This is a genomic window from Martinezella sp. CNPSo 3795 (assembly GCF_057784475.1).
Map to the genome: position 1 here is coordinate 512,452 of NZ_JBXSOQ010000003.1, position 22,618 is coordinate 535,069.

At 58.7% G+C, this 22,618-nt stretch carries 20 protein-coding genes and 1 tRNA gene; 5 read left to right on the forward strand and 16 right to left on the reverse strand.

Going from position 1 to position 22,618, the window contains the following annotated elements:
- Nucleotides 1-2: 2 nt before the first annotated feature.
- Nucleotides 3-1,652, forward strand: a complete 1,650-nt coding sequence (locus AC13QY_RS12205; protein ID WP_488493529.1) for an SGNH/GDSL hydrolase family protein — start codon at nt 3-5, stop codon at nt 1,650-1,652.
- A gap of 7 nt (nt 1,653-1,659) precedes the next feature.
- Nucleotides 1,660-2,376 carry a hypothetical protein gene (locus tag AC13QY_RS12210; protein WP_488493530.1) on the forward strand — a complete coding sequence of 239 codons (717 nt, stop codon included), beginning with the start codon at nt 1,660-1,662 and terminating at the stop codon, nt 2,374-2,376.
- 5 nt (nt 2,377-2,381) lie between these two features.
- On the opposite strand, the gene AC13QY_RS12215 is transcribed toward AC13QY_RS12210, so the two are convergent.
- Nucleotides 2,382-2,597 carry a hypothetical protein gene (locus AC13QY_RS12215; RefSeq protein WP_488493531.1) on the reverse strand — a complete coding sequence of 72 codons (216 nt, stop codon included), beginning with the start codon at nt 2,595-2,597 and terminating at the stop codon, nt 2,382-2,384.
- A 191-nt stretch (nt 2,598-2,788) separates the two neighbouring features.
- Here AC13QY_RS12215 and AC13QY_RS12220 point away from each other — a divergent pair, with 191 nt between their 5' ends.
- Nucleotides 2,789-4,030, forward strand: coding sequence for a hypothetical protein (locus AC13QY_RS12220; RefSeq protein ID WP_488493532.1), 1,242 nt, complete (start codon nt 2,789-2,791; stop codon nt 4,028-4,030).
- Nucleotides 4,031-4,244: 214 nt separating this feature from the next.
- Here the strand turns inward: AC13QY_RS12220 and AC13QY_RS12225 are convergent.
- The 8 genes from AC13QY_RS12225 to AC13QY_RS12260 form a co-directional block, all read right to left on the reverse strand.
- Nucleotides 4,245-4,321 (reverse strand) — tRNA-Met (locus AC13QY_RS12225).
- A 162-nt stretch (nt 4,322-4,483) separates the two neighbouring features.
- Entirely contained in the window at nt 4,484-5,683 is a 1,200-nt protein-coding gene (gene mnmA, locus AC13QY_RS12230) for a tRNA 2-thiouridine(34) synthase MnmA (protein ID WP_488493582.1), read from the reverse strand.
- A 266-nt stretch (nt 5,684-5,949) separates the two neighbouring features.
- Nucleotides 5,950-6,603, reverse strand: a complete 654-nt coding sequence (locus tag AC13QY_RS12235) for a CDP-alcohol phosphatidyltransferase family protein (RefSeq protein WP_488493533.1) — start codon at nt 6,601-6,603, stop codon at nt 5,950-5,952.
- 13 nt (nt 6,604-6,616) lie between these two features.
- Complete coding sequence (locus tag AC13QY_RS12240) at nt 6,617-7,009, reverse strand: hypothetical protein (protein ID WP_488493534.1); 393 nt, start codon at nt 7,007-7,009, stop codon at nt 6,617-6,619.
- Nucleotides 7,006-7,956 (reverse strand): phosphatidate cytidylyltransferase, encoded by a 951-nt coding sequence (locus AC13QY_RS12245; protein ID WP_488493535.1) that lies wholly within the window; start codon nt 7,954-7,956, stop codon nt 7,006-7,008. Before AC13QY_RS12245 ends, AC13QY_RS12240 begins: the two co-directional genes overlap by 4 nt.
- Before the next feature lie 2 nt (nt 7,957-7,958).
- A complete protein-coding gene (locus tag AC13QY_RS12250) occupies nt 7,959-8,606 on the reverse strand; it encodes a lysophospholipid acyltransferase family protein (RefSeq protein WP_488493536.1) in 648 nt (215 codons plus the stop codon).
- A gap of 208 nt (nt 8,607-8,814) precedes the next feature.
- Entirely contained in the window at nt 8,815-10,410 is a 1,596-nt protein-coding gene (serA, locus tag AC13QY_RS12255; RefSeq protein ID WP_113395222.1) for a phosphoglycerate dehydrogenase, read from the reverse strand.
- A gap of 139 nt (nt 10,411-10,549) precedes the next feature.
- A complete protein-coding gene (locus tag AC13QY_RS12260; RefSeq protein ID WP_015340971.1) occupies nt 10,550-11,728 on the reverse strand; it encodes a phosphoserine transaminase in 1,179 nt (392 codons plus the stop codon).
- Between the two features lie 267 nt (nt 11,729-11,995).
- On the opposite strand from AC13QY_RS12260, the gene AC13QY_RS12265 reads away from it, so the two are divergent.
- Complete coding sequence (locus tag AC13QY_RS12265; protein WP_488493537.1) at nt 11,996-12,781, forward strand: glycosyltransferase family 25 protein; 786 nt, start codon at nt 11,996-11,998, stop codon at nt 12,779-12,781.
- A 10-nt stretch (nt 12,782-12,791) separates the two neighbouring features.
- Here the strand turns inward: AC13QY_RS12265 and AC13QY_RS12270 are convergent, their stop codons facing one another.
- Entirely contained in the window at nt 12,792-13,607 is an 816-nt protein-coding gene (locus AC13QY_RS12270; protein ID WP_488493538.1) for an outer membrane protein, read from the reverse strand.
- A 244-nt stretch (nt 13,608-13,851) separates the two neighbouring features.
- A complete protein-coding gene (locus AC13QY_RS12275; RefSeq protein WP_069611818.1) occupies nt 13,852-14,703 on the reverse strand; it encodes an outer membrane protein in 852 nt (283 codons plus the stop codon).
- A gap of 398 nt (nt 14,704-15,101) precedes the next feature.
- Between AC13QY_RS12275 and AC13QY_RS12280 the strand changes: the two genes are divergently transcribed.
- Nucleotides 15,102-15,584, forward strand: coding sequence for an SH3 domain-containing protein (locus tag AC13QY_RS12280; RefSeq protein WP_488493539.1), 483 nt, complete (start codon nt 15,102-15,104; stop codon nt 15,582-15,584).
- Nucleotides 15,585-15,671: 87 nt separating this feature from the next.
- Here AC13QY_RS12280 and glmM read toward each other — a convergent pair whose 3' ends face one another.
- From glmM to pal, 5 genes are all read right to left on the reverse strand, one after another.
- A complete protein-coding gene (gene glmM, locus AC13QY_RS12285) occupies nt 15,672-17,024 on the reverse strand; it encodes a phosphoglucosamine mutase (RefSeq protein ID WP_113330341.1) in 1,353 nt (450 codons plus the stop codon).
- A gap of 373 nt (nt 17,025-17,397) precedes the next feature.
- Complete coding sequence (gene ftsH / locus AC13QY_RS12290) at nt 17,398-19,341, reverse strand: ATP-dependent zinc metalloprotease FtsH (protein WP_113330342.1); 1,944 nt, start codon at nt 19,339-19,341, stop codon at nt 17,398-17,400.
- Nucleotides 19,342-19,457: 116 nt separating this feature from the next.
- Nucleotides 19,458-20,783 carry a tRNA lysidine(34) synthetase TilS gene (gene tilS, locus AC13QY_RS12295; protein ID WP_269245059.1) on the reverse strand — a complete coding sequence of 442 codons (1,326 nt, stop codon included), beginning with the start codon at nt 20,781-20,783 and terminating at the stop codon, nt 19,458-19,460.
- 5 nt (nt 20,784-20,788) lie between these two features.
- Entirely contained in the window at nt 20,789-21,796 is a 1,008-nt protein-coding gene (ybgF, locus tag AC13QY_RS12300) for a tol-pal system protein YbgF (RefSeq protein WP_069611822.1), read from the reverse strand.
- Between the two features lie 161 nt (nt 21,797-21,957).
- Entirely contained in the window at nt 21,958-22,491 is a 534-nt protein-coding gene (gene pal, locus AC13QY_RS12305; protein ID WP_069611823.1) for a peptidoglycan-associated lipoprotein Pal, read from the reverse strand.
- Between the last annotated feature and the right edge of the window lie 127 nt (nt 22,492-22,618).

Genomic DNA, 22,618 nt, shown 5'->3' on the forward strand with positions numbered 1-22,618 from the left:
AAATGACAGACGGCGTTACGACAACAAATATAGATACGGTCGCACTCGCGGACGAGATTCTGGTGAACCGGGCTGGATCAACTGCCGTTCAGCCATTTGATCAATTGGCACAGCAGCTGCTCAATCAGGGGGCTTTCGCCACAGCGCTCATAGGTGCATCCGAAGGGCTGGTCCGCGCAACATCGGTCGCGGGTCTTGGCGCGGGCACACGCGTCAATCAGCCCGGACAGGTAACGCAGGATCCGGGAAAGGGCGAATACACTTGGAACGGTGCGACATGGGTGCGAACCGGGGATATGATCGATCCCGCTGCTATTGCCGAGGAAAAAGAAGCAAGAGAGGCCATTATCCAAGCTTCTGCTGATGGGAAATCTCTGGTTGTCGTCGATGGGAATGGTTACGTTCTCGCTCGGATCAACACAGATGGCTTGGCGTTCCCCGGTCGATCATCATTCTCGGAGATCAATGAAGGCAGCTTCAAAGTTAAGGACGGCAATGGATTTTTGCTGTTTCGCGCCGATCAAAATGGCTTGCGGGTACTTGGCCAGGACGTCCCAACGAGAGAGAGCTTGCCACAATTCGATCAAGAGGTGCGGCGAGATGCGATTGGCTACCAATGGTCCGCAGCGGACCTCTTGCCAAAGTGGCGCAAGGCGCGTTCACGGGTGCGGCTTGGCGAGGGACAAGCTCGCATCCTTTGCATCGGTGACAGCAACACAATGGGATGGGATGCGAACGGCGCTGGCGTTCATCGTCGCCTAATGAGTTATCCTGTCGGTCTGGCTGCGGTGATGTCTGATCTCTCAGCTTCGTGCAACGATGGCTTCGGCCGCGCGCTTACCGGGACCACAGGGTATTCTGCCTACGATCCCCGAGCCACCATCGGTGCCGGTTGGTCGGCTATAGGCCCGAGCTCGCTTGGCGGGGAGATGTGGACTAATTCGACGGACACAAGTGCCATAGAATTCAACCCAGCGGAGGCATGGGATGTTGCCGAAATTTGGGTCGCCCTCGATGTGGCCTCGACATTGACGATTGGTATTCCAGGCGATTTGCATAATTTTACCCCTGCGACAGGCGGCATTGTCAAGCTCACTTATCAAGCGCCGTCTGTAGCTGTACAGGCGCTACAGATTGCCCGAGTGGATGGAACGGCGCAGATCATCGGTTGGAGCGTGTCGCGGTCTTATGTCCTCGGCGTGAATATCTACAATGCGGGGCGTAGTGGATGGAGATCCGACCAGTACGATGATGCAACAAGCTACTATTCTCCTCGAAACGCAATTTCTGCCGTCGCCCCTGACCTTGGGCTAATCCAATTAGGATTGAACGATTTCAATCAAGGGCGCGACCCGGCTTTGTTCCGGGCTGCATTATTGTCGATTGCTGGAGCTGTAACGGCTGCTGGGGGGGATCCTGTCATCATCGTTTCCCTTTCACCAGACGGGATCAAACTTTATCCTTGGCGCCGTTATGTCGATGAAATGATATCTGTCGCTGATGAGGTCGGCGCTCCGGTCATAGATCTTGGGGCGCGCTTCGGGCCGTATACACAAAGTACGTCCGATGGCTTTGCTGCCAGCGCATTGCATCTAAACCGCTACGGCTACTTCGACGCCGCGCACGTCATCAACAATCTTTTGCACCTGTGAGGCCTTTATGACCGCTATCATTCTGTCTGCGCTCGACGCGTCCGCATCCGGAGAAATAGATCCTCCGTTTTCTGATTGCGAATATTTCAACTTCTTCGATGGTGGCGCTCCCACCTTGCCGCGAAACCTCGCGCCGCATAACAGGAAGCCAGCGGTCACCGGAACGCCTGGGTTCGGAACTGGATATGCTGAGTTCATTTCGCAGAGCGCGTTCGTTGATACGTTAATACAACAGACAGCTCAGCTGACGCTAATGTCTGTCAGCCGCGCGATTGGTATCACTGCCGATGGCACAACACGCCCAATTTTCGTCGGAGGATATGGGTCGTCAACGCTTCTGTACGGCTCGGTATCCCTCTACCCATTCAATACCGGTCAGACGGGCGGGACTGTCATTGTTAACAATTCAGGCGTTGCAGTTGTAAAGAGCGCCATGGCTTCTGAGGATCCCGGCGCATGGGCGTTCCGCGTTATCAAGGTCACCGGCACACAGATCATCTATCGAAATCCGACAACAGGCATTGTGGCGTCTGTAAATCTCGACAATCCGGTTGAGGTATCAGCGAACTTGCTGCGTGTCGGCAGTGGATATTCGTCGTCGTTCCTGGGTAAAAGTCAGACCCATTTTGCGGGGATTTCATCCCAGGCGATATCCGACGATGAAATCGCCGACACCTACGCTATGGTCAAAGCACACGCACAGGCGTTCGGCATTCTAATTTGAAACTATCACTCCATAAGCTCTGCAGTCTCCCGGAACGACGCCGCCTGCGCGCGAGAGGCTTCAGCTTTTCGTAGCATATGTGAGCGCAGCACATCAAAGACGGCATCACCCTTGGTGGCTCCTTTTTCGATCGCTGCGTCGAGATCAGAAACTATCGCAGCAAGTTCACTAGCTGCGAATTCTAATTGACCCGCTTCGTCGCGCATTTTTTCTGGATTCATGACCTATCCCCGGTGTCGCATCAGACAATATCAGCCAGTCTGGTTCGGCTAGTCAACCAGAAATTGGTGTTGTACGGCGGCGATATTCGCGTCCATTCTCGCATTCCGCCCTGATCGCCTGTCGGCAAATGACAAAGACTCGGGTAGTGTCCGTCCCATCCACGGAACCCTTGCCTCAGAAAGACGCCTGTATGGCCGACCAAGGTCGCAGCAGAATCGTTAACCAAACGGAACAAGAGTTCCTTGGCTCCTTGTTACAAGAGGTAGGACAGGTGATTGCGCGCGATATCCTGAACCGGGTATCCGGGCGTGTACAAGCAGATTTAGATTCCACTCTTCATGCAATCTCAATGCTGTCGTCAGATGTTATGCTCGCCCCATATGATCGAACGATCGATGATATTCTTTGGAGGGTCAGAGAAGTGCAACGGAAACCGGCGTTTGGCGGTTTTGCCGATATTTTGTTTCCGTTATCGCCCCACTTTAGCGATATCATCTCAGCGGCCACGACCCCTCTCCCCGATGGACCGGACGATCTCTGCACTATTAGGCGAGTGCTGGAATTCGTGGCCAATGAGGTCTCTTCATGGCAACCCATTGAGCCGTACATTTCGGACCGCCATCGAGAATGGCGAGACATGCAACAGTATCTCGAAGAGGTTACCCCTTGCCAACAGCTTGCGCCATTTCAGTATCATTTCTTTGGCGACCGGTTGGAGATATTGCAGGTCGAAAGCCATGCTGGCGGAAATCCTGCTCATGCGGACGGCGAACGATCCTATCTTGTCGAGCGTGCCACCGCGCTGAGTGTTGACCTCGCACAGAGAAACGTCAGCCCCTCAATTCGGCGGGCGTTCCAATCGATTTCGGAGAAGCTGCCGGATCGCTCAAAGGTTCTTTTGTTGGGGCAGTCTCTTTGGACGGCGGAAGCAGTTTTCGCGGCAGAGAAGGCTGATCTCATGGATGCCCTTACCGCCGACATGGCCGACCTTTTGGCCGGCTTAGGCCGCTATTTGGGTCGCTTTGAAGAATGGAGAGAATTCGAGGAAAGCAGCGCTGCGGTTGCTATTAGTGAAGCCGACGAAAACTTAATCTCGGCGGCGACGGCCGAAGCCTCGGATAAGCTCAGTTCTATTCCGGCCAGCGTTGGCGCTGACGTTGTTGAATCGCTCGATATCGCTGCACGATGGCCGGTGCTGCATAATGCACATCGCGGCAGTCGGCTGCAGGCGCGACTTCGGACATGGGGAAACCTGCTGTCTGCGATCGCAATTTGGCTCACCAAGGCTGTTGTTGACGAGGGTCGGAAGAGCGTGGCGAGGGCGATATTGTCGAGCTTCAGCGCATCGGTCTTCTATCTTATCGCCCAAACGCCTGCGATGTCATGGATGCGCATAGTATACGATGCCATTAGGGAATGGCTGGGCTTATAGCCTTTTTTCCGTGATCTCACGAACGATGGGGCGTTCTTCCGAATTTCGGTATCGCTGTGAGAAGGACTTTTAGGCAGCTTTAAAGACGCTTCAGAACTTTACAAAATTCCGGAAGTGCGTGTCAAAATTCCGGAAAGTCGCGTCCGGCTACATTCGCGCCCATAACAAACGAGCGCTTTCTTAGCCAGCCGTGCAGAATTGTTGGAGGGACGTATGGTAGCGGAGGAGGGATTTGAACCCCCGACACAAGGATTATGATTCCTCTGCTCTGACCTACTGAGCTACTCCGCCACGCTGCGCTTGATGTCGAACACCAAACACAAAGGTCAAACGAACCGCCACTCAAAAAGCGCCGGCCCGTCGGTTGAGCGGCTTATAAGGTGCGGCTCGGCTTGGTGTCAAGCGGATGATTTGGAAAAATCAGTGGTTTCTCCAAACCGACTCTATCATCGTTCAAGCTGCGACCGGGCTTGCGAGCAGCGCCTTTAAGGAAGCTTCCGCCATCGGCTCGCGCTCCGAGCGTTCGATGAAGCCGCCGCCATAGACGCGGGCGTCGTCGCCGGGTGCCGAATAGAGCGCGCAGGCCTGGCCAGGAGCGACGCCGGCCTCGCCAACCGTAAGATCGACATAGACGCCGCTGGCATCGGCGTGCAGCATGGCCGGCGACGGTGCACGGGTGGAGCGGACCTTGGCGAAGCAGGCAAAGCCTTCGCCGGAAGCGGCCTCGATCAGCGGCTCATCGCCCAGCCAGTTCACATCCCGCAGGTAGACGCGATGCGTTTCCAGCGCCTCCTTCGGGCCGACGATGACGCGGCGCGAGCGGGCGTCGAGATAGACGACGTAGAGCGGCTCGCCTGTAGCCACACCGATGCCGCGGCGCTGGCCGATCGTGTAATGCAGGATGCCTTCGTGATGACCGAGCACGCGGCCGTCGAGGTGGACGATCTCGCCGGCAAGCGCCGCATTCGGCTTCAGCTTGGCGATGACATCGGAATATTTGCCCTGCGGCACGAAACAGATATCCTGGCTGTCAGCCTTCTTGGCAACGACGAGACCCATCTCCTCGGCAAGCGCGCGGGTCTCGGCCTTTGGCATGCCGCCGAGTGGAAAACGCAGATAATCGATCTGCTCCTGCGTTGTCGCAAAGAGGAAATAGCTCTGATCGCGATCGGCATCGGCCGGGCGATAAAGCGCGCGACGATGCGGATGTTCAGCGGAGGGATTCGGGCGCGAGCGGATATAATGCCCTGTTGCCAGCGCATCGGCGCCGAGTTCCTTGGCGGTCGCCAGCAGATCGGCGAACTTGACGGTCTGGTTGCAGGCAACGCAAGGGATCGGCGTTTCGCCGGCGACATAGCTCTCGGCGAAAGGATTGATCACCGTCTCGCGGAAGCGCTTTTCATAGTCGAGTACGTAATGCGGGATGCCGAGCGTTTCGCAGACGCGGCGCGCGTCGTCGATATCCTGGCCGGCGCAACAGGAGCCGGCGCGATGCACGGCGGCGCCATGGTCATAGAGCTGTAGCGTGATGCCGAGCACATCATAGCCCTGCCGCTTCAAAATGCCGGCAACGACGGAGCTGTCGACACCGCCCGACATGGCGACGACGACGCGGGTATCTTCCGGCCTCTTGTCAAAATCCAGTGTATTCACGGTCGTTGCCGCCAGTCTTGAACGATCTTCGATGCTGCCGAGCAGGATGACCTTTCTTCGAAACGTCGTCACGCTCTCACGATTTCATTTCGCATGATCTGATCCAAAAACCGCTGCACACTTTTCGGGATCATGCTTCCTGCCGCCGGATGCCATGCAAAAGCGGCGAATTTTCATCACAAGGGCCGCTCTTTGCAGCCAGCCTCAATTGTGGACGGATATAGAAAGGATTGCCAACCCATGCAAGGGGTGAGCGAAATCGCGAATCATCCCTTTGCCTTCAAATGCCGGATCAGATTGCGGCTGCGCCTCAACACCGTGACCGCCGAGCCGATGGCAATGATCCAGAGCGCAACGGTCAAAACCCAGCTGCCGCCGCTCAATAGCGCTTCGACGAGCGAGAGCAAAGCCGCCGTCGTCGCAACCGCCATGCGGTGCTGCTTGGCCATCGGGCCGACGAAATCACTGGGATTGCCGGTGGCGCGGCCAAGCTCGCGCACATAGGCCGTCAGCACAGCAAAGGCAGCCGCCGCCCAGCCGAGGCCTGGCATTGTGATGCCATAGCCAATACCGGCAAAGATGAGGATATCGGCGATCCGATCCGGAAATTCGTTCCAGAACGGCCCATCGGCTTCAGCCTTTCCGCCTTCGACTGCCACCATGCCATCGAGCAGATTGCAGAGCAGACGCAACTGACAGAAGAAGGCGGCAAGGATCAGCAGAACCACTCGCATCCCGACGCTTTCCGCGACGCCAGAGAACCAGAACGAAGCCCCTGCCAGCGCTGCCATGAGCATGCTCGCCTGTGAGATCTGGTTCGGCGTTACCGAGAGCGCGGTCATGCGCCGCGCCAGCGTCTGAGCCCATCGCGTGTTGCGGCTCGCCAGCGGTCGTCTGCCGCCCATCCCCTCGCCTGTCATCGCCCCTCACCTTTCATGACTTCGCGGCATTGCCTGAAATTGAATAATTATAGATCGCCGCATAGCTGGAGGAGACCAGCAGTGGCACGGCGATGGTCTTCAGGATCTCCGGCGTGCCGCTCAGCGCATGGATGACAACCAGGATGGTCGCCGAGCCCAGGCAGGCGATCAGTGGCGGCGCCCAAAGGCGCACAAGGCCGCTGAATCGCCGCGACAAAGCCTCGACCACGGATTTCAGGAACAGCGTCAGGCAGCCAGAAAGCACGCCCTGCACGAGGCCTGATACCAGAGGCCGCGGCATCGGATGCAAGCGATTGGCGAAGACGGCCCAGCCGCCCATGGCAAGGAAGGCGAAAAGCACGTGCACGATGCTGTTGCCGGCAAGCGCTTTCACCCTTCCGCTCATGACAGTGACCACCAGAAGCGCACGAGATGGAAGAAGATCGGCGCGGAAAAGACGACCGAGTCCAGCCGGTCGATCAGCCCACCATGCCCTTCGATGAGATGCCCCCAATCCTTGACACCGCGATCCCGTTTAATCGCCGACATAACAAGCCCGCCGAAGAAGCCCATGATGGTGATGATGAAGGCGAGAAGCCCGGCCTGCAGCGGCGTAAATGGCGTCACCCACCAGAGCGCCGCCCCGATCAACGAGGCGCTGATGACGCCGCCGACAAAACCCTCAACCGTCTTCGATGGCGACAGACGCGGCGCGATCTTGGTTTTTCCGAAGAGCTTGCCCCAGACATATTGCAGGACGTCGCTGAGCTGCACGACGATCACCAGGAAGGCGATCAGCAGCACGTTGCGGCCTTCATATCCCGGAATATGCAGCGCCAGCAGCGCCGGCACATGCGAAGCGCAGAAGACGCAGATCATCAGCGCCCATTGCACCTCGGCGATGCGCACGAGAAACCGTTCTGTATCGCCGCGCAGCACCGCGATAATCGGCATGAAGAGAAAGGCGTAGACGGGAATGAAGATCGAATAGATGCCATATTGCTCGGCCCAGAGCAGGTAATATTGCACCGGCAAGGCGACGAAGAAGGCGGCGGCAAGCGCCCAATGATCCGCCCGCTTCGTATTGATCAGCGTCACGAATTCGCGCAGTGCCGCAAAGGAGCAGAAGGCGAACAGCAGGATGACGCCGGCACGCCCGGCAATGAAGGCAATGCCGATCAGCACCACCATCACCCACCAGGCCTTGATGCGCGCATTGAGGTTTTCGATCGCCGCATTCGATCCGTCGGGCGACAGGCGCTGTTCCAGCACGTAGCCAATGACCGAGGCGACGATCAGAACACCGAAAATGCCGAGAACGAGATGGATCAGATCGGCGCTTGCCGCACTCATGCTCAGTCTCCCGCTCGCTTGGGTGCCAGCGCCAAGAGAGCCGATTGCGCCCTCGCCAGGAAGTCCGCCTTCTCCTCGGTCGCGCCGATATGCAGCGCCTCACCGAAGGTGACGGTGCAGATGAGCGGAATAGGCACGAACTCGCCCTTGGGCATAACGCGATTAAGATTGTCGATCCAGACGGGCACGAGATCGATATCGGGGCGAGCCCGGGCAAGATGGAAAAGCCCGCTCTTGAAAGGCTGCAACGGCTGATCGGTCAGATTGCGGGTGCCCTCTGGAAACAGGATCAGCGAGGAACCGGCGTCGAGCGCCTGCGCCATCTGCGTAACCGGATCTTCCTTGCGTGCTTCGCGATCGCGCTCGATCAGCACGGCGTTGAAAACGTCGCGGCCGATGAAACTATTCAACGGCGATTTCAGCCAATAATCCGCACCCGCTACCGGGCGCACGCGTCGGCGCAATCGTGGCGGCAGGACGGTCCAGATCAGGATGAAATCGCCATGGCTGGAATGATTGGCGAAATAGATGCAGCGACGGGTTTGCATACCGCTCTCGGGCCAGATCGCCCGGACGGCGGTGATGGCGCGTGCAAACAGCACGATCGCCACGGAGACAGGCCTGGCCAGCCATTCGATCGGCGTGCCCATCCCTTTTCCCAAAAAATCCTTCCGCAAAGCCTCCATAATATAGAGATAGGCGCGTTTCCTTGCCCCCGATAGTCTGCGCACCGGGCTTATCCACAACCCTCACAACCATAAAGAAAGCCCGGCGCAACTCGCGTCGCACCGGGCTTTCGGACTGGCTCTTGGGAGGAGCGAACTCTGTGGCTGCCACCCTTCTTCAGGGCAGGCAGGCTCAGTCGACGTTGAAGACCAGCGGCTTTGCCTGGCGGATCGCCTGATGTGCCGTCAGCTTGGCAAGAACGTCATCGCTGATCGGGCCGTCGACATAGAGAAGCGCGATGGCATCGCCACCCTGCTTGTCGCGTCCGAGCTGGAAGTTGGCGATGTTGACGCCGGCAGAGCCGAGCGTCGTGCCGATGAAGCCGATCATGCCGGGAACGTCGGTATTGGCGATATAGACCATGTGATTGCCGACATCGGCATCGAGGTTGATACCCTTGATCTGGATGAAGCGCGGCTTGCCGTCCGAGAAGACGGTACCGGCAACGGAACGCGTCATGCTGTCGGTGGTGACGGTCAGCTTGATATAGCCGTCATAGACACCGGTCTTGTCGCGCTTGACTTCGGCAAGCACGATTCCCTTTTCCTTGATCATGATCGGGGCCGAAACCATGTTCACATCGGCAACCTGATTGCGGATCAGGCCGGCGAGCAGCGCGCTCGTCAGAGCCTTGGTGTTCATGTTGGCGGTGACGCCGTCATAGAGGATCTCGATTTCCTTGATCGGATCGTCCGTGACCTGGCCGACGAAAGCGCCGAGAACATCGGCAAGCTTGATGAACGGCTTCAGGATGGGCGCTTCCTCCGCCGTGATCGAGGGCATGTTGATGGCATTGGAGACAGCGCCCTTCATCAGGTAGTCCGACATCTGCTCGGCGACCTGAAGCGCGACGTTTTCCTGGGCTTCGGTCGTGGAAGCGCCGAGATGCGGCGTGCAGACGACATTCGGCAGGCCGAAGAGCGGGCTTTCCTTGGCAGGCTCGACCTCGAAGACGTCGAAAGCGGCACCGGCGACATGGCCTGATTTGATGGCGGCGGCAAGGGCTGCCTCATCGACGAGACCGCCGCGAGCGCAGTTGATGATGCGCACACCTTCCTTCATCTTGGCGATGGCAGAGGCGTCAATAATGTTGCGGGTCTTGTCGGTCAGCGGCACATGCAGCGTGATGAAGTCGGCGCCGGCGAAGAGCTCATCAAGCTCGACCTTGGTAACGCCCATTTCCTCGGCGCGCTCCTTCGACAGGAAGGGGTCATAGGCAAGGACGTGCATCTTCAGGCCGAGAGCGCGGGCAATCACGATGGAGCCGATATTGCCGGCGCCGATGATGCCGAGCGTCTTGCCGGTGATTTCGACACCCATGAACTTCGACTTTTCCCACTTGCCGGCCTGTGTCGAGGCATCGGCAGCCGGAAGCTGGCGGGCAACGGCAAACATCAGTGCGATAGCGTGTTCGGCGGTCGTGATCGAATTGCCGAACGGCGTGTTCATGACGATGATACCGCGGCGCGAGGCGGCCGGGATATCGACATTGTCAACGCCGATACCGGCGCGGCCGACGACCTTCAGGTTCTTGGCCGCTTCGATGATCTTCTCCGTCACCTTGGTGGCGGAACGGATGGCAAGACCATCGTAGTTGCCGATGATTTCGAACAGCCTGTCCTTGTCCTTGCCAAGCTGCGGCTGGAAATCGACTTCGACGCCGCGATCGCGGAAGATCTGGACGGCGGTTTCCGACAGTTCGTCGGATACGAGAACGCGAGGTGCCATGGAGGCCTCCTGAAAAGTCAGCTAAGACGAGCAATCCCACGAAATGCGAAACGGCTTTCCGGTCGGAATTGCATGAAAATAATGAGAATTCGGAATGCTGGGCTCCGCCTCACCGGCGGAGCCATAAACGCGTCAAACCTCAGGCAGCAGCCTGGGAGAGCGTCGCCTTCTGCGTTTCGAAAGCCCAGGCGAGCCAGGGCATCAGCTTCTGCATGTCGGAAGCTTCGATCGTGGCACCGGCCCAGATGCGCAGGCCTGACGGCGCGTCGCGGTAATGGCCGACGTCATAGGCGACGCCTTCCTTTTCGAGGAGCGCAACCAGGCCCTTGGCGAAATTCGCCTGGCCATCGGCATCGAGAGCGACGACATCCTTGTCGACGATCTTCAGGCAGACGGAGGTGTTGGATGCTGTCTCGGCCTTGACGGCGAGATTGGCGATCCAGTCGTTGGCGGCAACGAAATCGTGGATGACCTTGGCGTTGGCATCGGCGCGGCCGATCAGCGCCTTGAGTCCGCCGAGATCCTTCGCCCAGAGGAGAGCATCGATATAGTCTTCGACGCAGAGCATCGAGGGCGTATTGATCGTCTCACCGGTGAAGATGCCTTCGATCAGCTTGCCACCGCTGGTCATGCGGAAGATCTTCGGCAGCGGCCAGGCCGGCTGATAGGTCGTCAGGCGCTCGACGGCGCGCGGCGACAGGATGATGACGCCATGGGCGCCCTCGCCGCCAAGTACCTTCTGCCAGGAGAAGGTGACGACATCGAGCTTGGCAAAATCGAGGTTCTGAGCGAAGGCTGCCGAGGTGGCGTCGCAGATCGTCAGGCCCTTGCGATCGGCGGGGATGAAATCGCCATTCGGAACACGAACACCCGAGGTGGTGCCGTTCCAGGTGAAGACCACGTCGCGGTCGAAATCGACAGCGGAAAGATCGGGCAGCTCGCCATAGCCGGCTTCGAGCTTGCGGACGTCCTTGAGCTTCAGCTGCTTGACGACATCGGTGACCCAGCCGGCACCGAAGCTTTCCCAGGCGAGCATGTCGACGCCGCGTTCGCCGAGCAGCGACCAGAGCGCCATCTCGACGGCACCGGTGTCGGAAGCGGGAACGATGCCGATGCGGTAATCCGCAGGCACTTCCAGAATTTCGCGAGTGAGATCAATGGCCTGCTTCAGCTTTGCCTTGCCGACTTTCGCACGGTGCGAACGGCCAAGAGCCGCGTCGGAAAGAGCGTTAAGCGTCCAACCGGGGCGCTTCGAGCATGGACCAGAAGAGAAATGGGTATTATTCGGACGGATGTCCGGCTTGGCGAGCTTAGTCATGATGCTATCCTCTCAGATAGAAAGCCCTTCGTTGGGGAAGGGTGTCCCGCCGCCGGATATATTGGAAGCCGCCCGCAAGCGCAATAGTAAAAATTATGGATGGCACTCCCTCACGAAGTCGTGCAGAAAGTGTGATGACATGCAAGTTACGCGCAATGGAAATAAGCCAAATTTGGCTCCATAAAAGCTGGATTCCGTGCAGACGCGCAATCATATAAGACGGTGAGCGCGCCAATTTTGCGCCGATAGAAATAACAAGTGTGCCCGATGTCCCTAACTGCACTCGCCGAAAACCCTTTGATGCCCGTACAGGCCATGCCGGTCTATTTGATCAATATCGATCGCGCGGCAGAGCGGCTGGCCGAGATCCAGCGGCAAAGCGAGGAATTCGGCTTCCGATTCGAACGCATCGATGGCATCGATGGCGCGCTCGTCCCGCGCGACCAATGGATCGATGTCGACCATGTCCGTTTCCAGCGCCGACATGGCCGGACCATTCTGCCCGGCGAATACGGCTGCTACCGCAGTCACTTGACGGCTCTGCGCCAGTTTCTGGCAAATGGCGGCGAAATAGCCATCATCATCGAAGACGATGTCGCCTTGGATGCCGAGTTTCTGGCACGTGCCGCGGCAGCCAGGGAAGCCGCGCCAGCCGCCGATCTCATCAAGCTTGTCAATCACCGTTGGAACGGCTTTCGCGCCATGGCGCGCAGCCTCAAGGGAGATATCGTCGGGCGTTGCCTGTTCGGTCCACAGGGTTCCACCGCCTGCTATCTCGTCACGCGCCACGGCGCCGAGAAGATCGTGAAATCGCTCTCCGTGATGTCGCTGCCCTGGGATGTGGCCGTCGAGCGCGGCTGGGACATGCATATATCCATCGTCAGCACGCGCGCGAATATTGCCGGTTTCAGCCGGCTGCAGAGAACGACCATGATCGGCTGGCGCCGCGATTATCGAGCAGCCAAATCTTCTGCCCTGCGGCGTTTTCCGGCGCACATTTTTCGAACCTTGGATTTCTTTCGCCGCATCGCCTATGTGCTGACGACGCCATAGGCGATGAGCTTTACCAAGTGGTGATCCGCAGGCCGACACGAATTTCGTGACGCGACAATGCCCCGTCGCAGCCTGTGGTGGCGCTGGCCGCAGAATCGCCAAACATGTCACCGCCGGCGATATGGGAGAAGCGATAGCCGAGATCGACCTTGACGTTCGGCGCGACTTCATAGGCGACACCCGCCATCAAGGCATAGGTCATGCGCCAGTCACTTTCGCCAGGATATCGAGCACTGACCGACGCAGCACCGCCACAACCCGATGCGCCATCAAGACAGGAGCCGGTGACATTGACGCTGTTCCAGGAAACCCGCGTGGCACCAAGACCGGCGCCGACATAGGGCGTGAAACCCGCAAGCGTCCCGAGATCGACATAGCCGTTGACCATGAGGCTGCCGGCCCTGAAGGAGGAACGGGCCTTCGTGGAGCATCCCGTGCCGCCGGACCCGCCGGAACACGGCGAATCGCTCGAAATGCGGCCATTGAAATCACCGCTGAAGAAATCGCCTGACACGTCAGCGCGAAACAGATCGTTGAATTGATAGCCGATACCAAGGCCGCCGGAGAAATCCCCGCCGAACCGGGTGGAATCAAAGCTGCTCGAACTGTAATCGCCACCCGCAGGATCATAGGCACGAAGTCTCGTATCCGTGCGGCTGGCGTTGACTGCATAGCCCACATCGCCGCGCACATACCATCCCCTGGCATCCTTGACGCTGACCTCCGGCATCTTGATTTCCGGTGGTGCTGCATCGGCCGCAAAGGCAATACCCGCCGATGCGCCTGCCATCGCTGCGGCCAGCGCCAAAGCGTCAAAACGGATCATTACCCCTCGCCTTCCATCCTCGGGCCGACGCCCGCGCGTCGAATCGGCTGGCCTGTGCTTCCTCGCAATATCCTCAAAAAGAGGATCCGATGCAGGAAGGCGGCCATTCTCATTTCATTAACCATAGGGAATTCATGGTTAATGAAGCTTTAAAACAGCGCGGAATTACTTAACGGAATGGGAAAAAGAAAAAGCCGCCCGGAAGAAACCGGACGGCTTTTTAATAACGTGGATTGGATATTGCTTACTTGTAGACCGACGGCTGAACCGGGATATCAGCCGGCGGCATGTAGCTTGCGGTCTGGCAGCCGCCGAAGGTGTAGCGGGCACCGATGCGGGCTTCGTGCAGGTTCAGACCCTTGTCGTAGCCAGGACCGCCATTCTCGTTATAGCCGAACATGTCGCCGCCTTGAACGTGACGGTAGCGATAGCCAACATCGGCCTTGAGATTGCAGCTCAGGTCGATGGATGTACCGGCCATCAGCGCATAGGTGAAGCGCCAGCTGCCGCGGCCATTATGCGTGACCGAGCCGTCGCAGGAATCCGGGTTGGCGTCCGAGCACGACGTGTTCTTCAGATTGCTCCACTTGACATAGGTGCCGCCGAGACCGCCACCGACATAGGGGGTGAAGATGCCGTAAGTGCCGAGATCGACATAAGCGTTGGCAAGCAAGCTATAGGCCGTCAGCGAAGCGAGATCGCGCGAGGTCGCCGCGGTCGGAGTAAAGCCCGGGCCACAGGCGCCGCAATCGCCCTTCGTGGAGCCCTTAAAGTCGGACTTGAAGAGATAATCGAGCGTCAAGTCCGTGCGCAGGTAGTTGTTGATCTGGTAACCGACACCGCCGCCGAGCGTGACATTGCCGTCCAGCTTCGCACGATCGAAATCGACCAGGCTGGAATTGGAGCCCTGGAAGTAGTTGGCACCGCGCAGGTTCGTGAAGGCATAGCCGACATCGCCGCGCAGATACCAGCCGCTGGATTGGGCGACGGTCACTTCCGGCGCCGGCTGAACCGGTTCCGGTGTATAGAGATCAGCAGAAAAGGCCGACGTGCCAACAAGCAAAGTGGCAAGTGCCCCTATCAGGGTTTTCATCATGGCTTTGGCTCCAAATTTCTTGCCCTTGGCACAGCAAATGCTTGCCAATTGAAAAGACATGACAGGGATAATGATGAAAAGGAGTTAAAACCTGATTAACTACGAATATTTACCCTGTTTATTCAGAAATTATACTTTATTTTATATATTAGAGAACATTGATTTTTAAATAAAGAGAATGGGATACGATTACCCGCTTCCTCTATTTCCTCACAGGAACACAGCGTCCGGGCACAAAGCCAGGCCCGACGCTCTAAACCAATTGGCAAGAAACGAACCATTACAGTGCTTCGGCCGGGAGATAATTCAGGAGGAAGTCGCTGACTTACCGTCGAACAATATGGGCCAGCCTGGGCCTTGCTCTTATCTTCTTGAGCTCCGTCACACTGGCAGGCACGATGCCGGTCAAGCCGGCGGCAGCCACGGCCACTGCTTGGAACAAAGGGCGCGAGACGGGCTTGCCGATCCCGCGCTACGTTTCGCTCCGAGCTCATAAGGCACGCATGCGCGTCGGGCCTTCAACGATCTATGCCACGAAATGGATCTATATGAAGCCGGGTCTTCCCTTGGAAATCATCGATGAATACGGCCATTGGCGACAGGTGCGCGATGATACCGGAGTGACCGGCTGGATGCACAGCGCCCTGCTCTCCGGAACACGGACGGCCGTAGTCGCCCCCTGGCTGACGAAGAATGCCATGCTGCGCACCGATCCGAATCCCGCCGCCAAGGCAATCGCGGAGCTGCAGCCGCGCGTACTGGTCTCGCTGCAATCCTGCACCGGAACCTGGTGTCGTGTTTCGGTCCGGGAGCATTCCGCCAGAGGCTATGTCAGGCAGAACAAGCTTTGGGGCGCCTATCCCGGAGAAATGTTCCAGTAGGCCGACCATCATGCCGAAACTGAAAATACTATGGCCGCCTCGACGAAGCGGCCATAGTATTATTCCGGAATTACTTCTTTCGTTTGCTCAAGCGGCCGAACGCACACTCGAGATCACGTCGATCAGTCCGCCGACGATACGTTCGATCTGGCCGCGATCGTCGCCTTCCGCCATGACGCGGATCAGGGGCTCGGTGCCGGAAGGGCGGATCACCAGACGGCCGTTGCGGGAAAGCTCGCTTTCCGCATCGGCAATTGCCTGGCGCACCTGAATGTCCTCCAGTGGCTTGCCGCCGGAAATGCGGACATTGCGCAGCAGCTGTGGTACCGGTTCGAAACGGCGACAGACTTCACTGACCGGCTTGCCCGTGCGCTTCACCGCAGCAAGGATCTGCAGCGCAGCCACGAGGCCGTCGCCCGTCGTGCCATAGTCGGACAATACGATGTGGCCGGACTGCTCGCCGCCGACATTGTAATTGTGCTGGCGCATATGCTCGACGACATAGCGGTCGCCGACGGCCGTGCGCGCAAGCGACATGCCACGATCGTCCAGGAAGCGCTCGAGGCCGAGATTGGACATCACGGTTGCGACAATACCATTGCCGCGCAGCGTCTGGCTCTCGGCCCAGCTTTCGGCAATGACGGCCATCAGCTGGTCGCCATCGATGATCGTGCCAGTCTCGTCCACGATGATGACACGGTCGGCATCCCCATCGAGCGCGATACCGATATCGGCGCGGACTTCGTCTACCTTTTTCTGCAGGGCAACGGGGCTGGTGGAGCCGCAGTTCAGATTGATATTCGTGCCGTTCGGCTCATTGCCGATGGTGACGACGTCGGCGCCAAGCTCCCAAAGAGCGGCCGGAGCGACCTTGTAGGCGGCGCCGTTGGCACAGTCGATGGCGATCCGCAGACCCTGCAGCGTCACATCGCGCGGCAGCGTGCGCTTGGCATGTTCGATATAACGGTCATGCACGCCATCGATACGCTTGGCGCGACCGATATTCTCCGACTTGGCAAGATGCTCCGACATGTCCTTGTCGAGCATCTCCTCGATTCTCATTTCCAGATCATCGGAGAGCTTGTAGCCATCCGGCCCGAAAAGCTTGATGCCGTTATCCTCGTAGGGATTGTGCGAGGCAGAGATCATCACGCCGATATCGGCGCGCAGCGAGCGCGTCAGCATGGCGACAGCGGGTGTCGGGATAGGGCCGAGAACGAAGGCATCGACACCGGCCGCGGTAAATCCCGCCACCATGGCGTTTTCCAGCATATAGCCGGAAAGGCGCGTGTCCTTGCCGATAACGACGCGATGGCGATGGCTGCCTCGATGGAAGATCGTGCCGGCAGCGATACCTACGCGCATGGCAAGATCCGGCGTCATCGGATAGATATTGGATTGACCGCGAATTCCGTCAGTTCCGAAATAACGACGTTTCATATGCACTCCTGTCGTTGCCGCGTCCTCATCGGGACTGCAGCGGCATCGATATCGCCGCCCCAAAGCAAGCGACACTGCAAACATCGATGCTTGTGGCTCATGCCACAGATTGTAAAACTCGGCACTTAAATTACCGAGAACGCCTATTACAACGCGTTACCATTAATAAGCACTAAAAAACCGTACCAGGTCGAGACCGACAATAGTCCAATTCACAGCCTACTGCCTCCGCATTACTTTGCCCCACCCGCCAGTTGCCACAAGGGCTGATCAACATCGGAAGCGTTACGTCCTTCTGCCCTCTCCTAAACAAAAGGCCAGTCACCTGAAACAGGTGGCTGGCCTCTCAACCGAGATTGAACGCCTCGCGCCTTTAGCGCGGCTGTGGTTCGAAACCGCCTTCGGGTTCATCGCCCTTGGCACCGACTGAACCGTCCTTCTTGGCGCCGGTCTTCGGCACGGCCGAACCACGGCTCGGCGGCGTATCGTCACCGAGGTCGCGCGCCGGCTTTTCGCCGCGGATCAGCGCCTTGATTTCCTCGCCCGTCAAGGTCTCATATTCGAGCAGGCCTTCCGCCAGTGCGACGAACTCATCGTGCTTGGAGGTGAGGATATCCTTGGCCTGCTGATAGGCTTGGTCGATCAGACGGCGAACCTCGTTATCGATCTTCTGAGCCGTTGCTTCCGAAACGTTCTTGGATTGCGAAACGGAGTGGCCGAGGAAGACTTCCTGCTGGTTCTCGCCATAGGCGACCTGGCCGAGCTCGTCGGAGAAACCCCACTGCGTGACCATCGCACGGGCAAGCTTGGTCGCCTGCTCGATATCGGAGGATGCGCCGGAGGTGATGTTCTCCTTGCCGAAGGTCAGCTCCTCGGCAACGCGGCCGCCCATCATGATGCAGAGGCGCGACACCATCCACTTGTAGCTCATCGAGTAGCGGTCGCCCTCGGGGAGCTGCATGACCATGCCAAGCGCACGGCCGCGCGGAATGATCGTCGCCTTGTGCAGCGGATCTGCGACAGCGACATTGAGCGCCGTAATCGCGTGACCGGCTTCGTGATAGGCGGTGAGCTTCTTTTCCGCCTCGGTCATGGCCGAAGAGCGACGCTCGGCGCCCATCATAATCTTGTCCTTGGCGTCTTCGAATTCCTGCATCGTCACCAGTCGCTTGTTGCGGCGGGCGGCCATAAGAGCGGCTTCGTTGACGAGGTTCATCAGATCCGCACCGGAGAAACCGGGCGTACCGCGGGCGAGCGTCTTGAGATCGACATTCGGAGCCAGCGGCACGTTGCGGGCGTGAACCTTGAGGATGCGCTCGCGGCCGACGATATCCGGGTTCGGCACCACAACCTGACGGTCGAAACGGCCCGGACGCAGCAGCGCGGGGTCGAGAACGTCGGGACGGTTGGTCGCGGCGATCAGGATGATGCCTTCATTGGCTTCGAAGCCGTCCATCTCGACCAGCAGCTGGTTGAGCGTCTGTTCGCGTTCGTCGTTGCCACCGCCGAGACCGGCACCACGATGACGGCCGACGGCATCGATTTCGTCAATGAAGATGATGCAAGGCGCATTCTTCTTGGCCTGCTCAAACATGTCACGGACACGGCTTGCACCGACGCCGACGAACATTTCGACGAAGTCGGAACCGGAAATGGTGAAGAACGGCACGTTGGCTTCGCCGGCGATGGCGCGCGCCAGAAGCGTCTTACCGGTACCGGGAGGTCCGACAAGCAGCACGCCGCGCGGAATACGACCGCCGAGGCGCTGGAACTTCTGCGGATCGCGCAGGAATTCGACGATTTCTTCCAGATCCTGCTTGGCTTCGTCGACGCCGGCGACGTCATCGAAGGTGACGCGGCCATGTGCCTCCGTCAGAAGCTTTGCCTTCGACTTGCCAAAGCCCATGGCGCCGCGCGAGCCGCCCTGCATCTGCCGCATGAAGAACAGCCAGACGCCGAGGATCAGGAGCATCGGCAGCAGCGTGCCGAGATAGCTCAGGAAGCTCGAGGAGCCATCCGATTCCGGACGGCCGACGATGTTGACGTTCTTGCTTTGCAGGCGTTCAAGCAGGCTGTCATCCACGACCGGAGCATAGGTCTGGAAAGGAGTGCCGTTTTCGACATAGCTGCCGACAACGCGGTTGCCCGTGACGGTCACGTCACGAACACGACCGGAATCAACTTCCCGGAGGAACTGCGAATACGGTATTTCCCTGGAGCCTGTTTGTGCCGGCGCGTTCTGAAACATGCTGAACAGGGCAATCAACAGCAGAGCTATGATTGCCCACAGAGCGAAATTACGAAAATTAGGGTTCATCGAACTCCCCAGCACTGAAACTTCCGCCGCTTGAGCGACGGCATTACTTGATCCCTAACATAGGGTTGCGCCAAGCCCTTGCCAAGGCAAACCGCATCGCCGCATGTTTTTTCCGTCTATAGGACCGAAAGCGGCAGCCGCATATAGGCTTCGCGGCCAAAAGCCGCAGAAAGGCGATTGGCGAATGTGAGGTCAAATCGTGTCAAAAAGCGGTCGAAGGGCGCAAGATAGGGCACAACCGTCACCGCTGCCGCCTTTGCCTCCCCTTCCGTCGCCGCGAGCGGCATCGCCGCCCGGGCGCGCAGCACCACGCCCTTCGGCATAGTCGCCGGAAAAATCATCATATTTTCCGTGCCTGCTGCGACAATCCGAACCGGGGCGTTGCTCGAATTACTGATCTCGAAACGACCGTCCCAAATGCCTTTCTCGCCCGGCAACAGCCTCAGCGGCGCGATATTGCGGCTTTCCCGCATAAGATAGAGTCCATCGCGCCTGAGGTCGAAGACCACGCCGCCGGCCGTACGTCGACCGGGGCTGGCACCGTTCACAAATTCGAGAACGCGCTCCATTTGCACATGTCCAGGCGCATACGCCTTGCCGCCGAAGACGGCAGCAAGATAGGAAAGCGCATAAGCGACAGCTGCCCGATCCGCCGAAAGTCCGGCTCGATCGATGACACAAGACGCCTGTGCGTGAATTGTGACCCAATCATCGAGCCATGCAGCCGCTCTCTCGGAAAGAGCTGCGCGATCGGCGCCGATATCCACAGGCACACCGGCCATCGGCTCCGCTTGGAGATCTCTGCGCGTACGCACACGCTCGTATTTTATATCCTCATTGCTCGGGTCGTCGAACCAGGATAGGCCATGCCTCCCGAGAAAGGTCCTGATATCCGCCCGCCGACAGGCGAGAAACGGCCTGACGATCCAGATGCGCCGATCGAACAAGACCGCATCAGCAATGCCTGTGCCATGACCGCCCTGCCCGCGGCGCGCGCTGCGCATCGCCATCGTCTCGCGCTGATCATCAAGCGTATGGGCTGTTACGATCACATCGGCCGAAATATCGGAGGCCAGGTCTGCGAGCAATCCGTAGCGCGCTTCACGCGCAGCCGCCATGATGCCGGTCTCGGGCTTTTCCCCCTCCCAGCGGCGGACGAAATGCGGAATGCCGCGCGAAGCACAGAATGCCGCGACCTCGCGCGCCTCATCTGCTGCTGCGGCGCGCAGACCATGATCGATGGTCGCAGCGCTCAGAGTAATATCTTTGTGAGGATGAGATTTCAGCCGCTCGGCAAGGGCAATCAGAAGCCCGGTGGAATCACTGCCGCCGGAAACGGCGACCAGAACATGAGCAGGCTTCGAAAGAGAATGAAGAAATTCCGTCGCGGCGGCTTCGGGCATCAGGACTGTGGCACCGCTGGTCACAGCGTCAATGGGCATGGCAATCAGCAGGCAAGCCGCTTCTCTTCGCTGGCAACCTTGCCGGTCACAGCCTTGGAGGCCTTGGGATAACGCTTGGTCACTTCGCGAAGCGTGGCGCAGGCCGTGTCCTTGTTGTCGAGCGCCGCAAGCGACATGCCGAGCTTCAGCAGCATTTCGGGCGCCTTTTCGGAGGTGCTATATTTCTGATGCGCATTCAGAAAAGTCTTGGCGGCCTCGTTATACTTGCCTTGCGAATAAAGCGCTTCGCCGAGCCAGAAATTCGCATCCGCAGCCCGGGAGCTGCTCGGGTAGCTGTCGAGATACTGACGGAACTCCTGTTCGGCGACGCTATAGTCGCCGGACAGGACATGACCGTAGGCAGCCTTGTATTGGTCGTTCTCGCTGCCGAGCGAAGCCGTCTGCGAGCCGGAGCCCGCGCTTGGCGGCGCGCCCGAACCATTGTTGGCCCCCGTCATCGAGGAACCGATCTGATCGCCGCTCTGGTCGAACTGGATAGAGCCAAGCTGGCTCGGCGGCTTGCCACCGCCGGCGCCGCGCGGCGCGGCGCTGCCGTTCTGCGAATCGGTGATGACGCCGGCAATATCGTCCTGCTGGCCGCCGCTCTGGGCAGGCACGTCGGCCTCGCTCTTCTTCATCGTCCCACCGGCAGCCGGCGCAGCACCGCCGCCGCGCTTTTCAAGCTGCTGGAAGCGGAATTCATTGTCTTCCTGCGCCTTGCGGATCGTCTCCTGCATCTGCAACAGCTGATAGCTCATTTCCTCGACACGGCCATTCAGCTGGCGCATCTGGTCCTCAAGCTGCTGCAGGCGAACTTCGGCATCGCTGTTTTGAACGTTGATGACCGGCGCCTGGCCGTATTGTGCTTGTCTTTGGGAATTGCCGGAAGCCGATTGCGCGGAAGCCTCGCGGCCCCCGAGATGGATTCCGAACAACGACAAGGCAGAAGCATCGCGTTCGCTACCCACGACGGCAGCGAGACAAAGCATGCTCGCCACGACAAGTTTTTTCATATGGATCGTCCTGTCCTATTGATTCTTCGGGCCGGAGGGCTCGAACAGGAGATTTTTACAATTGCTCTCAAAAAGCAACGGAGTTCGGCCAAAGTGTGGTCAAAAAAGTAAAGGCGGCCAGGAGGCCGCCTTTTGCATTTCGATCAGTCTTTCTTCGCCTATCAGGAGCCGGCGCCGTTGAGCACGGTGACAGCGCGGCGGTTCTGCGACCAGCAGGATTCGTTGTCGCAAGTAGCGACCGGGCGCTCCTTGCCGTAGGAAATCGTCTTCATGCGGTTCGCGGGAACACCGCGCGAAGCGAGGTAGTTTTTCGCAGCTGCTGCGCGACGTGCGCCAAGAGCAAGGTTGTACTCGCGCGTGCCGGTCTCGTCGGCATGACCTTCGACCGTGATGGAGTAGTTCGGATAACGGGCGAGCCACTGGGCCTGACGATCGAGCGTCTGGGCAGCTTCGGAGCTGATGGAGGAGCTATCAACAACGAAGAAAACGCGGTCGCCGACATTGACCGTGAAGTCCTGCGGCGAGCCCGGAGTAGCATTGCCGGCACCGTTCAGGCCAAGACCGTTGGCATCGTTCGGCAAACCCTTCTTGGAAGCGCAGCCAGCCAGAGAAAGGCCGACGAAAAGCGCGATCATGATCGGGTTGCGTGCGAGGTTTTGCATGTGGCCAACGGCCTGGGTTGCGGTACGGCTCATGGCCGGTCTCTCCTATAAGTCTCTATCAGGGTTGCCAGACTGTAACCGGGTTCGGTTAATCCGATTCCAACAAGTATGGTTAATGATGTCCTAAAATTGTCGCCAAACGGTCCAGTCACAGGACTTT